This is a genomic window from Curtobacterium sp. MCJR17_055 (assembly GCF_003224335.1).
In the GTDB taxonomy this organism is placed as follows: domain Bacteria; phylum Actinomycetota; class Actinomycetes; order Actinomycetales; family Microbacteriaceae; genus Curtobacterium.
The window spans coordinates 265908-280812 of record NZ_QKLF01000005.1; the positions used below are offsets into that span (position 1 = coordinate 265908).

General features: G+C 72.0%; 13 protein-coding genes. All 13 read right to left on the bottom strand.

Going from position 1 to position 14905, the window contains the following annotated elements:
* Position 1: 1 nt before the first annotated feature.
* The 13 genes from DEJ16_RS13145 to DEJ16_RS13205 all read right to left on the bottom strand — a co-directional run bounded on the left by DEJ16_RS13145 (position 2) and on the right by DEJ16_RS13205 (position 14901).
* Complete coding sequence (locus tag DEJ16_RS13145) at positions 2-682, bottom strand: DivIVA domain-containing protein (RefSeq protein ID WP_110825281.1); 681 nt, start codon at positions 680-682, stop codon at positions 2-4.
* A gap of 190 nt (positions 683-872) precedes the next feature.
* Positions 873-1169 (bottom strand): YggT family protein, encoded by a 297-nt coding sequence (locus DEJ16_RS13150; RefSeq protein ID WP_110825280.1) that lies wholly within the window; start codon positions 1167-1169, stop codon positions 873-875.
* A 117-nt stretch (positions 1170-1286) separates the two neighbouring features.
* Positions 1287-1874 (bottom strand): cell division protein SepF, encoded by a 588-nt coding sequence (locus DEJ16_RS13155; RefSeq protein ID WP_110825279.1) that lies wholly within the window; start codon positions 1872-1874, stop codon positions 1287-1289.
* A 44-nt stretch (positions 1875-1918) separates the two neighbouring features.
* Entirely contained in the window at positions 1919-2644 is a 726-nt protein-coding gene (locus DEJ16_RS13160) for a YggS family pyridoxal phosphate-dependent enzyme (RefSeq protein ID WP_110825278.1), read from the bottom strand.
* 28 nt (positions 2645-2672) lie between these two features.
* Complete coding sequence (ftsZ, locus tag DEJ16_RS13165; RefSeq protein WP_110825277.1) at positions 2673-3839, bottom strand: cell division protein FtsZ; 1167 nt, start codon at positions 3837-3839, stop codon at positions 2673-2675.
* A gap of 159 nt (positions 3840-3998) precedes the next feature.
* Entirely contained in the window at positions 3999-5348 is a 1350-nt protein-coding gene (locus tag DEJ16_RS13170) for an FtsQ-type POTRA domain-containing protein (RefSeq protein WP_110825276.1), read from the bottom strand.
* A complete protein-coding gene (murC, locus tag DEJ16_RS13175) occupies positions 5345-6769 on the bottom strand; it encodes a UDP-N-acetylmuramate--L-alanine ligase (RefSeq protein ID WP_110825275.1) in 1425 nt (474 codons plus the stop codon). The genes DEJ16_RS13170 and murC overlap by 4 nt, the downstream gene beginning before the upstream one ends.
* Positions 6766-7902 carry an undecaprenyldiphospho-muramoylpentapeptide beta-N-acetylglucosaminyltransferase gene (murG, locus tag DEJ16_RS13180; protein WP_110825274.1) on the bottom strand — a complete coding sequence of 379 codons (1137 nt, stop codon included), beginning with the start codon at positions 7900-7902 and terminating at the stop codon, positions 6766-6768. Before murG ends, murC begins: the two co-directional genes overlap by 4 nt.
* Positions 7899-9239: a putative lipid II flippase FtsW gene (ftsW, locus tag DEJ16_RS13185; protein WP_110825273.1), complete on the bottom strand. Its 1341-nt coding sequence runs from the start codon at positions 9237-9239 to the stop codon at positions 7899-7901. Before ftsW ends, murG begins: the two co-directional genes overlap by 4 nt.
* A complete protein-coding gene (murD, locus tag DEJ16_RS13190; RefSeq protein ID WP_110825272.1) occupies positions 9202-10731 on the bottom strand; it encodes a UDP-N-acetylmuramoyl-L-alanine--D-glutamate ligase in 1530 nt (509 codons plus the stop codon). Before murD ends, ftsW begins: the two co-directional genes overlap by 38 nt.
* A complete protein-coding gene (gene mraY, locus DEJ16_RS13195; RefSeq protein ID WP_110825271.1) occupies positions 10728-11831 on the bottom strand; it encodes a phospho-N-acetylmuramoyl-pentapeptide-transferase in 1104 nt (367 codons plus the stop codon). The genes murD and mraY overlap by 4 nt, the downstream gene beginning before the upstream one ends.
* Entirely contained in the window at positions 11828-13282 is a 1455-nt protein-coding gene (gene murF / locus DEJ16_RS13200; RefSeq protein WP_110825270.1) for a UDP-N-acetylmuramoyl-tripeptide--D-alanyl-D-alanine ligase, read from the bottom strand. Before murF ends, mraY begins: the two co-directional genes overlap by 4 nt.
* Positions 13279-14901, bottom strand: a complete 1623-nt coding sequence (locus DEJ16_RS13205) for a Mur ligase family protein (RefSeq protein WP_110825511.1) — start codon at positions 14899-14901, stop codon at positions 13279-13281. The genes murF and DEJ16_RS13205 overlap by 4 nt, the downstream gene beginning before the upstream one ends.
* Positions 14902-14905 lie beyond the last annotated feature (4 nt).

Genomic DNA, 14905 nt, shown 5'->3' on the forward strand with positions numbered 1-14905 from the left:
GTCAGTTGCCGAAGCCCTGCGCCGAGGCCGGGGCCGGCGCGAAGCCGGACTGCTCGGTGCTGGCCGACGAGTCGAGCTCGGCGAGCTGGCCCTGGATGTAGCTCTTGAGCTGCGCACGGTAGTCGCGCTCGAACGTGCGGAGCTCGTCGATCTTGCCCTCGAGCTGCGTGCGCTCCTGGTCGAGGACCGCGACACGCTGACGGTTCTGGTTCTCGGTCTCGGCGATGATCTGGCGCTGCTTCGCTTCGGCCTCGGAGACGAGGCGGGCGGCCTGCGCCTGGCCCTCGGCGATGAGGGCGTCACGCTTCTCGACACCTTCACGCACGTGCTCCTCGTGCAGACGACGAGCGAGCGTCAGGAGGTTCGTGGTGCCCTCGGTGTCCTCGTCCGGGTTGACCGTGGTGCTCGGTGCGGCGGCGGCGACCGGGGCGGGCTCCGGAGCAGCGGCGACCGGGGCCGGCTCGGGCGTCGGTGCCGGCGCGGGCTCGTCGTCCTTGGCGAGCGACGGCGCGGAGCCGGCGGACTCGAGGCGCTGGCGCAGCTCCTCGTTCTCCTGGTTCAGGCGACGCAGCTCGGCCACGATCTCGTCGAGGAAGTCGTCGACCTCGTCCTGGTCGTAGCCCTCGCGGAACTTGGTCGGCTGGAACCGCTTGTTGACTACGTCTTCCGGCGTCAAAGCCATTGCCGTCACCTCAATAGAACTGCTGAACGTGTGGAACCGGGGCCCTGCTGGCCGTCCGTGCTGAACCTACCAGCGGGACTCCCGGTGCGGATGTCCCGCCGGGGCGGGGCATCGATCCCGACCACCGTACACCGAGGGCGGGGCCGAACCGCGCCGGATCGCCGCGTGGCGCGTGTCGGACCGATCGGGATCAGACGAATCGGTAGGCCAGGGACTGGACCACGACGCGCAGGATGATGACGACGAGCATCACGATCGTCCACCCGAAGTCGAGCATCACCGGACCGAGTCGGAGCGGCGGCAGCACGCGGCGGACGGCCTTGATCGGCGGATCGGTCACCGTGTAGACGAACTCCGCGATGACGAGCAGCACGCGCTGCGGCCGCCAGCCGCGGTTGAACGACTGGACCAGGTCGAGGATGAAACGCCCCCACATGATGAAGAAGTAGAGCGTCAGGACCAGGGAGAGGATCGTGAAGATGAACACGTTTCGGCTCGCTCGTCTCGTGTGACCGGTACCGGGACGGGCCGGTCACGGGGCGGGTGGGCCTGGGTGCCGCGCGATGTCCCGGGACCCGTCGGACCCCGGTACCGCACGGGCGGCTCAGGACTGGGCGAAGAAGTTCGCCTCGATGTCGGACTCTACCTCAGCCGGCTCGCCGCTCACTGCGATGTGCGCGGGCGACAGCAGGAAGACCTTGTTCGTGACGCGCTCGATCTTGCCGTAGAGACCGAGCGACAGGCCGCTCGCGAAGTCGATCATGCGACGGGCGTCCGTCTCGGTCATCTGCGAGAGGTTGATGATCACGGGGATGCCGTCGCGGAAGCTCTCGGCGATGGACTGGGCGTCCTTGTACTCGCGCGGGTGGACGGTGAGGATCTCGTTCATTTCCTGGACCGGGGTCGCCTTCTGTGCGGTCGTGTGCGAGCGGCGGAGCGGGGTGACCTGCGCGCCGCGCTGGGAGGTGTGCGTGGGCTTCACGGCGACGGCGGCCGGAGCCGACGCGGCCGGGGCTGCGGCCGTCGCGACCGCGGGGGCAGCGGCAGCGGCAGCGGGGGCGTCCTGCTGCGCCGCGGGGGTGGAGGACGGCTGGCGCGCCTGCGTCGGCGCAGCCTGCTGCTCGTCCTCGTACTCGAGTTCCTCGTCGGCGAGGCCGAGGTAGACCATCGTCTTCTTCAGGGGGTTGGCCATGGTTCCTCCGGGAAGTCCGTGCTCGTTGGTGCCCTGTGTCGAGGCTAGGGCGCGTCCGGCCGTTTCCCGGTGATTGCGGTCCCGATCCGCAGGTGTGTCGCGCCCTCGGCGATCGCCTCGGCGTGGTCGCCGCTCATGCCGGCCGAGATGTCGGTCGCGGTGGGCTCGATCGCGCGGACCCGCTCGGAGACCGCCCGGAGCCGGGCGAACGCGGCGCGGGGCTCCTCGTCGAGCGGGGCGACCGCCATCACGCCGCGCAGCCGCAGGGTCCCCGTCGCCAGGACCCGTTCCGCCAGGGCGTCGACGTCCTCGGGTGCGACACCGCCGCGTCCGGGATCGTCGGTCAGGTTCACCTGGACGAAACCGTCGAGCACGCGGGGGTCCGGTTCGGCGTCCGTCGGCGCGAAGGCGTCGACGACGCTCGCCCGGTCGAGCGACTGCACGACGTCGGCGTACCGTCGCGCCTGCCGGGCCTTCTTCGACTGCAGCTGTCCGACGAAGTGCCAGGTCAGGCCGAGGTCGGCGAGCTCGGCCGCCTTCGCCTGGGCCTCCTGGTGCCGGTTCTCCCCCACGTCGGTGACGCCGAGCGCGGCGAGCTCGCGGACCAGGGACGCCGGGTGGTACTTCGTGACGACGACGAGCGTCAGCTCGTCGACCGAGCGCCCGGCGGTCCGGGCCGCCTCGGCGATGCTGCCGCGGACGGACGCGAGCCGAGCCTCCAGTCCGGCGTGGGACGGGAGGCTCGGCTCGCTCTGGTGCCCAGCGGTCACGATGCGCTCGTGCTCACGCGGGGCCGACTCACTTCAGGAAGTCGGGGACGTCGAGTTCGTCGTCGTCGTCGAAGGCCGGGTCGGCGGCGCGCTGCGCCGGCGGCTCGTGCTCCTGCGACGCCCAGGACGGGGTCGTGTGGCCGGAGTCCTCGATGCGGTTGGACGAACCGGTGGCGACGGGCACGGTGGCACCGGCGTCCGGGTCGACGTAGCTCGAGCGGCGCTCCTGGTGCTGCTGCTGCGACGGCTCGCCGCCGTCGAAGCCGGCGGCGATGACGGTCACGCGGACCTCGTCGCCGAGGGTGTCGTCGATGACCGCACCGAAGATGATGTTCGCCTCGGGGTGGACGGCCTCCTGCACCAGGCGGGCGGCGTCGTTGATCTCGAAGATGCCGAGGTTCGAGCCACCCTGGATCGAGAGCAGCACACCGTGTGCGCCGTCGATCGAGGCCTCGAGCAGCGGCGACGCGACGGCGAGCTCGGCCGCCTTGATCGCCCGGTCCGCCCCGCGGGACGACCCGATGCCCATCAGGGCCGAGCCGGCACCCTGCATGACGCTCTTGACGTCCGCGAAGTCGAGGTTGATGAGACCCGGGGTCGTGATGAGGTCCGTGATGCCCTGGACACCGGCGAGGAGCACCTGGTCGGCCGTGGCGAACGCCTCGACCATGGAGATGCCGCGGTCGGAGATCTCGAGCAGACGGTCGTTCGGCACGACGATGAGCGTGTCGACCTCGTCCTTGAGGCTCGCGACGCCGTTCTCGGCCTGGGACTGGCGACGCTTGCCCTCGAAGCCGAACGGCTTCGTGACGACACCGATGGTGAGGGCGCCGATGGACTTCGCGATGCGGGCGACGACGGGGGCGCCACCGGTCCCGGTGCCACCACCCTCACCGGCGGTGACGAAGACCATGTCCGCACCGGCGAGGGCTTCCTCGATCTCCTCGGCGTGGTCCTCGGCGGCACGTCGGCCCACCTCGGGGTCGGCGCCGGCGCCGAGACCGCGGGTGATCTCGCGACCCACGTCGAGCTTGACGTCGGCGTCGCTCAGGAGCAGGGCCTGCGCGTCGGTGTTGATGGCGATGAACTCGACGCCGCGGAGGCCGAGTTCGATCATGCGGTTGACGGCGTTGACACCGCCGCCGCCGACGCCGACCACCTTGATGACGGCGAGGTAGTTGTGGTTCGTGGTCACGTCTGTCCGGCCTCCGGTCAAAACCCTCAACCTGTGCTTGAAGTTCAGAGTTCTAGCTGCTACGAATGGTGCTGGTCCCGACGCTACGGGTGCCGTCCGCTCGGTGACGACCCGCCACGCCGCGTGTCGTCGATGCCGCCCGGCAATTGTCCGCCGCCGTCAGGACCGCGGTCGGATGATCCCGTTGTCGGGAGCCGACACGTCGAACTCGACCTCGGTGTCCGGCGACCGCTGCGCGTGGTCCGCCACGAGTGCCGCGAGCAGGTCGGCCTTCGCCGCGGACTCGTCCGGGCTCCCCCACACCACGCTGGACCCGTCCCGCATGCTCAGGGTGACGTCGTCCGACGTCGAGGCGGCGATGCCCGAGACCTGCTTCCGGACGTCCGTCGGCATCGCCAGGACGACCTCCGTCATCGTCCGGAACACCGTCGAGCCGAGCTTCGCCCGACCGATGTCCGCCAGTGGCATGTCGTCCGGCCGCTTCGTCGACGACTGCACGACGATCCCGGCGGGGTCGACGAGGTCGAAGCCCTTCCCGGACTGCACCGCGACGACCGGGGTCCGCTCGGTGACCGTGACCACGAGGGTGTGCGGTGGTTCCTCCTCGGTCACGTAGCGCTCGATGAGCGGGAAGCCGGCGATCCGCTCCTGCACCTCGTCCAGGTCGATCCGGGCCAGGGGTGTGCCGATCTGCCCGGACAGCGCGGCCCGGACCTCGGCGGCGTCGACGCGGTCGGTGCCCTTCACCTCGATGGTCCGGAGGGCCATGAGCGGCGAGTACACGGCGACGAGCACGGACGCGACGAGGACGACGACGACACCGCCCGCCGCGAGCCACGCTGCACGTCGGTGTCGGCTCCGCCGCGTGAAGCGCCGGACCTCGGCCCGCTCGAGCAGCCGACGGCGCTTGCGGGCGACGCGGGCCTCTCGTGCGGTCTCCGCCGCACGGACGCGCGCGCCGATCGGGGTCGTCGAGGGGACGTGCGGCGCGACGTCCGGCGCGCCGGGGCCGTCGTGTCCGAGGTGACGGTCGTCGTCGGTCCCGCCGAGCGCGGCCGACCTGCCGGCCCGGTCCGTGCCGCTGTCCGGGGTCGTGCCGCTGTCCGGGGTCGTGCCGCTGTCCGGGGTCGTGCCGGCGGACGGGGCCCGGTCGGCGTCCGTCGCCACCCGGACGCGCGGACGGGAGGCCCGACCCGGTCGGGTGGTGCCCGTGTCGACCGGCCCGGTCGACCGCTCGTCCTCGGTGAGGTCCACCTCCGGCAGGTCCGGCAGGCCGGTCACGCGTCCGGCGGTGCCGTCCGCGTCGCGACCCACACCACGTTCGGCGCGCTCGTCCGCAGCCGGCGTGCGGGACGCGCGTCGGGCCTCCCGGGCGCCGTCCAACGCGGCTCGGAGACCCGCTGTCCGGGACGGACGCCGGGCTTCCCACGCGCCGTCGGCAGGAGCGGCGGACCCGGCGTGGCGGTCGTCGAGCCCGGCGTGCTCGTCGAAGCCCTCGGGTCGCTTCACCGGCCCGCGGCCCCGGGTCCGGTCTGCAGTGCGGTGAGCACCTGCGGGATGATGCGGTAGACGTCCCCGCAGCTCAGGGTCATCACGATGTCGCCGTCCCGTGCCACGGCGGCGGCCCGTGCCGACGCCTCGGCCCAGTCCGGCAGGTAGTCCACACGGCTCTGGTCCGCGAAGCGCTCCTGCACCAGGGCGCCCGTGACACCGGGCTCCGGGTCCTCGCGGGCGCCGTACACGTCGAGGACGACGGTGTGGTCGGCGAGCTCCTCGTACACGCTGGCGAACTCCCCGGCCATCATCCGGGTGCGCGAGTACAGGTGCGGCTGGTGGATCGCGATGATCCGACCGTCGCCGACGACGTCACGCGCGGCCCGGAGCGCCGCGGCGACCTCGGTCGGGTGGTGCGCGTAGTCGTCGTACACGGACACGCCGCGCTCGACGCCGTGCAGCTCGAAGCGACGCTCGGTGCCACCGAACGCCTCGATGCCGCGCACCGCGTCCGCCGGGTCGACGCCGAGGCCGACGAGCACGGCGAACGCGCCGACCGCGTTCACCGCGTTGTGGCGACCAGGGACCCGGAGTGCCAGGTGGTACGAGGCGCCGCCCCAGCGGAGGTCCACACCGACACCGGCACCCTCGTCGACGCGCTCGATCCGGACGTCGGCGTCCTCGGCCTCCCCGAAGGTGACGATCTCGGGGGCGTCCTCGCGCTCCCGGAGGCCCGCCGTGACCCGCACCGCTCCGGCGTCGTCGCTCGACACGACGACCCGCTCCCGCGCCTTCGCCGCGAACTCGACGAACGCGTCGATGAAGGCCTGCTCGCTGCCGTAGTGGTCCAGGTGGTCGGGGTCGACGTTCGTGATGAGCGCGACGGCGACGTCGTAGAGCAGGAAGGAGCCGTCGGACTCGTCCGCCTCGACGACGAACAGGTCGCTGCTGCCCGGCGCCGAACTCGTGCCGAGGGACTGGATCACACCGCCGTTCACGAAGCTCGGGTCGAGCCCGAGTTCGACGAGCGCCGTCACGACCATGCCCGTCGAGGTCGTCTTGCCGTGCGCGCCGGCGACCGCCACGAGGCGGTGCGAGGAGATCAGGGCGGCGAGGGCCTGCGAGCGGTGCAGGACCGGGAGCCCGCGGCGCTTCGCCTCGAGCAGTTCCGGGTTGTCCGGCCACAGCGCGCTCGTGACGACCACGGTGTCGGCGTCGCCCAGGTTGGCGGCGTCGTGCCCGATCCGGACGTCCGCGCCGAGTTCGCGCATCCGGCCCGTCGTCGCGGTCTCGCGGGAGTCGCTCCCCGAGACCCGGTGGCCCGCGGCCAGGAACATCCGGGCGATGCCGCTCATGCCGGACCCGCCGATGCCGACGAAGTGCACCTTGCCGAGGTCGTCCGGGATCGGCTGGGTGAGGTCCGGCTTGATGGTCATGGTTCCTCCGTGGTGCTGGTGGTGCTGGTGCCGGTCGGTCGGCCGGTGCTGCTCCCGCGACGTCCGGCCGCGGCGGCGAGCACGAGTCCCGTCATGCGGTCCGCGCCGTCGCGGTGTCCGACGCTGCCGGCGCGGACGGCCATGTCGGCGATGCCGGCACGGTCCTCCAGGACGGTCAGGAGCTGCAACGTCACCCAGTCGGGCGTGAATTCCGCGTCGTCGACCAGCAGCGCTCCCCCGGCGGCGACGACGTCCCGCGCGTTGTGCCGCTGCTCGCCGTTGCCGACCGGGTATGGCACGAGCACACTCGGCAGGCCGACCGCCGTCAGCTCGCAGACCATGCCGGCACCGGAGCGCGAGACCACGAAGTCGGCCGCGGCGTACGCCAGGTCCATCCGGTCGCAGTACGGCAGCACGTGGTAGCCGTCCAGGTCGCTCGGCCCGATGTCGGACGCCGCGCCCACCACGTGCAGGATCTGCCAGCCCGCGCCGAGGATCGTCGCCGCGGCCCGATGCACCGTGCGGTTGATGCTCCGGGCACCCGAGGACCCGCCGGTGACGAGCAGCACGGGGCGGTCCGGGTCGAGTCCGAACTCCGCGAACCCGGCGGCACGCTCGGCACGACGGTCCAGACGCTCGATCTCGCGGCGCAGGGGCATGCCGACGACCTGCGAGTGCGGCAGCCGGGTGTTCGAGAACGTCACGCCGACGTGCGTGGTCAGCACCGCCGCCATCCGGTTCGCGAGCCCGGGCTTGGCGTTCTGCTCGTGCACGACGACGGGCGTCCCGGTGCGCTTCGCCGCCACGTACGCCGGGGCGGCCGCGTACCCGCCGACGCCGAGGACGACGGCGATCTCGCGCTCGCGGATGATGCGCTCGGTGCGGCGGACGGCGGACCAGAACGCGCCCGGGAACCGGAGTGCGGCGGCGTTCGGCTTCCGCGGGAAGGGCAGCCGCGGGATCGTGACGAGCTCGTACCCGCGCATCGGCACGAGCCGGGACTCCAGGCCCTCGGCGGTGCCGAGCACCAGGACCTCGTCCTCCGGCGACCGCTGGGTCAGCCGGTCGGCCACCGCGAGCAGCGGGTTGACGTGGCCGGCGGTCCCGCCGCCGGCGAAGAGGAAGCGGCTCACCGCAGGGCTCCGTTCTGCGTCCCGGGTGCCGGGACGGTGGTGCGTCCGGGCGCACCGCTCCGACCGGGACCGCCCGACCCGGTGCGGGCCGGCAGGTCACGGGCGAAGGACAGCACGACACCGATCGCGACGAGGGTCATGATGAGGGCCGATCCACCGGCCGAGATGAGCGGGAGCGGGACGCCGAGCACCGGGAGCAGCCCCAGGACGACGGCGATGTTGACGAGCGCCTGCCCGATCACCCACGCCAGCACACCACCGGTGACGGTCCGCACGAACGGGTCCGGCGAGAGCCGGATGACCCGGATCATGCCGATCGCGAGCACCACGAACAGCGCGAGGACGACGACGGCGCCGATCAGGCCGAGCTCCTCGCCGACGATCGCGAAGATGTAGTCGTTGTCCGCCTCGGGCAGCCACGACCACTTCAGCTTCGAGTTGCCGAGTCCCACGCCGAACACCCCGCCGGACGCCAGCGCCCACATGCCGTGCACGGGCTGCCAGCACAGGTCCTGGGCCTGGTTCGAGTCGGTGCAGCCGGACAGCCACGCACTGATGCGCGTCTGGCGTGAGCTCGAGGCCATCGTGACGACCGGCAGCATCACCGCGATCGCGACGACGCCGACCGCGAGGTGTCGCAGCCGCACCCCACCGACGAAGAGACTGCCGAAGACCAGGATCATCATGATCATCGCGGTCCCCTGGTCCCCGCCGAGGAGCACCAGGCCGATGGACACCGCGGTCGCGAGCCCGACCGGGATGAAGACCTCGCGCCAGTCGTGCAGCTTCTCGCGCTTCCGGAAGAGCACGGCGCCGATGCCGAGCACGAGCGCGAGCTTGAGGAGTTCGGACGGCTGCGCGGTGAACGCACCGAGGCCGATCCAGTTCCGGTTGCCCTGGATGTCGATGCCCATCGGGGTGAACACGAGGAGCTGCAGGACGAGCCCGGCACCGAGGATGCGCATCGCCCACCGCCGCCAGAACTCGCCGGGGAACCGGCTCACGACGAGCATGAGCGGGACGCCGATGAGCGCGTACAGGCCCTGCTTCGCGAAGGCGCCGAAGAAGCCGTGCTTGTAGCGGTACTCCTCGACGCTCGACGACGACAGCACCATCACCACGCCGAAGACGACGAGGAAGAGCGTGACGCCGAGGATCGTGTAGAACGTCGTGGACTCGGCCACGAACACGTTCTTCACCGCGACGACGGCCCCGTTCGACCGGCGACGCGCACCGTCCACCCCGGCACCCACGCGCGCGGAGGCGGCCGCGCCCGCCGCGCCGGCGCGTGCTCGGGCGCTACGGCCGTTCGTCGGAAGATCCGTCGGTGTCGCCATCGGCGTCGCCTCCCAGGTGCTCGTGGACCGCAGCCGCGAAACGCTCGCCCCGGTCTGCGTAGGAACCGAACTGGTCGAACGACGCCGCCGCCGGGGCGAGGAGGACCGTGTCGCCCGGTCGCGCGACCGAAGCGGCATGCCGGACCGCCTCGGGCATGACCTGCTCAGTGTCCGTCGCTTCCACCTGCAGCACCGGGACCGTGGGCGCGTGTCGTGCGAATGCCTCGAGCACCGGAGCCCGGTCGGTCCCGATGACGACGACGGCGCGCACCCCGGGGCCGAACCGCTCGACGAGCCCGTCGATGTCCACGCCCTTGAACAGGCCGCCCACGATCCACACGACCGGGTCGAAGGCGGACAGGGACGCCGTCGCCGCGTGCGGGTTCGTCGCCTTCGAGTCGTCGACCCAGGCGATGCCGTCCGCGGTCGCGACCGACTCGGTGCGGTGGTGGTCGGCGCGGAAGGCCTGCACGGCGGCACGGACGGCACTCGGCTGCACGGCCGCGGCACGCGCCAGGGCGGCCGCCGCGAGCACGTTCGCGGTCATGTGCGGGCTGTCCAGGCCGGCGAGCTCCAGGTCCGCGACGGTCGCGAGCTCGAGCGCGCTGTTGCGGCGGTCCTCGGTGAAGGCGCGGTCGCAGAGCACGTCGTCCACGACGCCGACGTCCCCGGGCGCGGGGACGCCGAGCGAGAACCCGACGGCGCGGCACCCCTCGACCACGTCGGCCTCCTCGACCATGTGCCGGGTGACCTCGTCCGCCGTGTTGTACACGCACGCCATCACGGTGCGCTCGTAGACCTTGGCCTTCGCGGCACGGTATGCCTCCGCCGACCCGTGCCACTCCAGGTGGTCGTCGGCGATGTTCAGGCACGCCGACGCGAGCGGGACCACGGCGCCGGGCCCGGTGGTCGGCATGTAGTGGAGCTGGTGGCTGGAGAGCTCGACGACGAGCACGTCGAAGCCCTCCGGGTCCCGCACGACGTCGAGCACCGGCACCCCGATGTTCCCGCAGGCGACGGCACGGAGTCCTCCGGCGGCGTACATCGCCGTCGCGAGCTGCGTCGTCGTGGTCTTGCCGTTCGTGCCGGTGATCGTCACCCAGGGCGCGGCGACCGGCCCCTTCACGACCTTGTCGCGCACGCGCCAGGCGAGCTCGATGTCGCCCCACACGGTGCTGTTCGCCACAGCCCAGGCGACGGTGGGGTTGTGCGGCGGGAGCCCGGGCGACACGACGACCAGGTCCGGGGCGTGCTCGACGAGCGCCGCGGGCACGGTGTCGAGCGGCGTCTGCACGAACCGCGCCCCGATGACGTCGAGCAGCTCGACGCTGTCGGCGGGAGCGTCGGTCGAGTAGACGACGACCTCGCTGCCGAGCTCCGCGAGCGTGTCGGCGACCGAGAACCCCGTCGAGCCGAGGCCGAGCACCGCCACCCGCAGGCCCTTCCAGCCTCCGGCGTACCAGCTGTCGAGACCGTTCAGGCGTTCGCTCATTGGACTCGTGCGATCCATTCCAGGTAGAACAGTCCGACCCCGGCCGCGACGCAGAGCCCCGCGATGATCCAGAACCGGACGACGACGGTCACCTCGGCCCAGCCCTTGAGCTCGAAGTGGTGGTGCAGGGGGCTCATCCGGAAGATGCGCTTGCCGTGCGTGATCTTGAAGTACGCGCGCTGCAGGATGACGGACCCGGTGACGATGAAGAACAGGCCGCCGATGAGGATGAGCAGGAGCTCGGTGCGGCTGAGGATCGCGAGCCCGGCGAGGGCACCGCCGAGGCCGAGCGACCCGGTGTCACCGAGGAAGATCTGCGCCGGCGAGGTGTTGTACCAGAGGAAGCCGATGAGGCCGCCGCAGACCGCCGCCGCGACGACGGCGAGGTCGAGCGGGTCCGTCACGGTGTAGCAGGCGTGCCGGGTGCTCTCGTCGATCCGGGCACCGCCGCAGATCTGGTTCGACTGCCAGAAGCCGATGATGACGTACGAGCCGATGGCGAGGATGCTCGACCCGGTCGCGAGCCCGTCGAGTCCGTCCGCGACGTTGACGCCGTTCGAGGTCGAGACCGTGAGCAACACGATCCAGGCCAGGAACAGGACGGTCCCGATGACCGTGCCGAGCGCCATGAAGTCGAGCCACGGGACGTCGCGGATCGCGGAGATCATCGTCGACGCCGGCGGCTTCCCGTTGCCGGTCGGGACCACCAGGGCGATCGTCGCGAAGACGACCCCGACGATGACCTGGCCGAGGACCTTGGCCCAGCCGCCGAGCCCCAGGCTGCGCTGTCGGCGCACCTTGAGGAAGTCGTCGACGAAGCCGACCACGCCGAGCCCCACCATGAGGAACAGCACGAGCAGCCCGGACAGCGTCACCGGGTCGCGCCCGGCGAGGTGCCCGACGAAGTACCCGATCACGGCGCCCAGGATGAGGACGATGCCGCCCATGGTCGCGGTGCCGCGCTTGGTGTGGTGCGACTGCGGACCGTCGTCACGGATGAACTGCCCCCACCCGAGCCGGTGGAACAGCTTGATGAACAGCGGCGTGAGCAGCAGTGTGAACACCAGCGACACGGCGCCGGCGACGAGGAGCGCGATCATTCGGGGACACCTCCGAGGCGGTCGCCGACGAACCGCAGCCCGGCCGACTTCGAGGACTTGACCAGGACGACGTCACCCGGACGCACGATCTCCTGGAGGGCACGGACGGCGTCGTCGACGTCCTTGATGAACACGGACTCGCCGTCCCACGACCCCTCGAGGGTGGCGGCCTGGTGCAGGGCCATCGCGCCGCGGCCGACGACCACGAGCTGTCCGATGCCGAGCCGCACCACGAGACGACCGATCCGGTCGTGCTCCTCGACGGAGTACTCGCCGAGTTCGGCCATCTCGCCGAGGACGGCGACGGTGCGCTCCCCCGGACGGGCGACCTGCGCGAGCGTGCGGAGCGCAGCCGCCGTGGAGTCGGGCGACGCGTTGTAGGCGTCGTTGATCACGGTGACGCCGTCCGGCCCCTGCAGGAGCTCCATGCGCCACCGCTCGGCGCGCGTCATCGACGCGAGCGCGGCGGCGCCCTCGGCCAGCGGCACGCCCCACAGGTGCGCGACGGACAGCGCCGCGGCGGCGTTCATGGCGTGGTGCTCGCCGAGGATGGCGAGACGGACGTCGACCGTCTCGGGTGCCTCGGACGGGCCTCCCGGCAGGGCGTCCGCCGACTCGACGGGAGGCGCGGTGAGCGTGAACCGGGTGCCGTCGCGGTCCGTCGTGACACCACCGATGCGGTAGTCGGCACCGGCGGAGGTGCCGAAGCCGACGACGCGGGCGGCGGTGCGCCCGCGCATCCGCGCGACGCGGTCGTCGTCGACGTTGAGGAGGGCCGTGGCCGTGGCCGGCAGGTCGGTGACCATCTCCGACTTGGCGCGTTCGGTCGCCTCGATCCCGCCGAACTCGCCGGCGTGCGCGAGGCCGACCTTGAGGACGACACCGACGTCCGGCTCCGCGATGCGGACGAGCTTCGCGATGTGGCCGATGCCGCTCGCGCCCATCTCGACCACGAGGAACCGGGTGTCGGCGGTGACCCGGAGCATCGAGACCGGTGCGCCGACGTGGTTGTTGAACGAGCCCTCGGGCGCGACCGTCTCGCCGACGCGGGACAGGATCGTGCGGAGCATGTTCTTCGTGCTCGTCTTGCCGTTCGAGCCCGTGATGCCGACGACGCGCAGGGCACCGGCGGCACGGACGCGGGCGACGACCTCGTGGGCGAGGGCCGCCAGGGCGGCGTAGCCGTCGGCGACGACGATCTGCGCGGTCGGGGCGTCGTCCGGCAGGTCGACGGCGCGTTCGGTGACGACGAGCGCTGCGCCGGCGTCGGCGGCGGCCGGGACGAAGCGGTGCCCGTCGGTCTCCTCGCCGAGCAGGGCGAAGAAGACGCTGCCGGACGCGACCAGACGCGAGTCCGTCTCGACGGAACCGGTGACGGTCGTGTCGGCGGCACCGCGGACGAGCTCGCCGTCGACCGCTGCGGCGATCTCGGCGAGGGTCAGCGCGATCATCGAGCGTCCTCCGTCGGGCCGGCGTTCGGTTCCCAACCGGCTTCGCGGAGCGCGGCGCGGGCCTCGTCACGGGCCGAGTACGGCGTGCGGACACCCTGGATGTCGCGGTAGTCCTGGTGCCCGGGGCCGGCCCAGAGGATCGAGTCGCCCTCGCCGACGAGCGCGACCGCAGCACGGATCGCCGCCTCGGGCGGGCTGACCTCGTGGATCTCGTGGTCCGGGTAGGCGGCACGGGCGGCGTCGACCAGGGTCTTCCGGATCGACGCGGCGTCCTCGAAGCGCGGGTGGTGGTCGGTGACGACGAGGACGTCGGAGCCCTCCGCCGCGACGCGGGCCATGTCGGCGCGCTTCGTGGTGTCGCGGTCCCCGTCGGCGCCGAAGAGCATGACGACCTTGCCGGGGGTGAACTGCCGGACCGCCGCCAGGGTGTTGAGGAACGCGTCCGGGCTGTGCCCGAAGTCGACGTAGACGCTCGGACCGGTGTCGCCCGAGACGCGCTCGGTCCGGCCGGGCAGGTAGCACTCGATGGCGCTCACCACGGTGCCGTCGGTCTCGTCCGGGTAGCGGCGGTGGTTCGTCTCGAGCGCCTGAGCGATCGCACCGAGCTCGAACCCGCCCTCCACGAGCATGACGATCGCCAGTGCGGCGTTCGCGGCCATGTGCCAGCCGATGAGCGGCACGCGCGTGGTGAGCTCGCGGCCCTCCGGTCCGGTCAGGCGGAACTCGGTGTAGGCCGCGTGCGCCTCGACGATGTCGACGTGCCACTCGGCCTCGACGTCCGGGTGCACCGTGATGGTCGTCACGGGGATGCGGGAGTCCTGCACGACCCGGTGGCCCCAGTCGGTGTCGAGTGAGACGACACCGCGGCGGCCGTGCTCCGGCTGGAACAGCGGCAGCTTCGCCTGGAAGTACTCCTCCATGTCGGCGTAGTCGTCGAGGTGGTCGTGGCTGAGGTTCGTGAAGGCGACGACGTCGAACACGATGCCGTCGACCCGGTGCCGGCTGAGGGCCTGGGCACTGACCTCGACGGCCACCGCGCGCACCTCGCTCTCCCGCATCCGGGCGAGGAGGGCGTGCATCTCGCTGGCCTCCGGCGTGGTGAGCCGGCTCGTCACGCTGAGCGACCCGATGTGGCGCTCGGCGGTGGAGCTCAGCCCGGTGACCAGACCGAGCTGCTTGAGGACGCCTTCGAGGATGTACGACGTGCTCGTCTTGCCGTTCGTCCCGGTGACGGCGAAGAGCTGCGGCAACTCGGCCTCGTCGGGGTTCGTGCGGTAGACCCACGCCGACACGTCACCGAGCGCGGCCCGGGGGTCCTCGACCTCGAGCACCGGCAGCCCGGAGGCCTCGGCGATCGCGACACCGGCGGCGTCGGTGAGCACGGCGACGGCCCCGCGCTCGGCGGCGTCCGTGGCGAACTCGGCACCGTGGCGGTTCGCCCCGTGCACGCCGACGAACAGGTCACCGGGCTGCACCTCGGCGGCGCTCAGGGTGACACCGGTCGTCTCGACGCCGTCGAGCGATCCGACGACGCGGAGCCCGAAGGCGTTCGCGAGTTCGGCGACCGGCCGCGGGGTCGGGTGTTCGGGCCGGAGGACCGGGGGGATCCGTGCTGACAAGTGC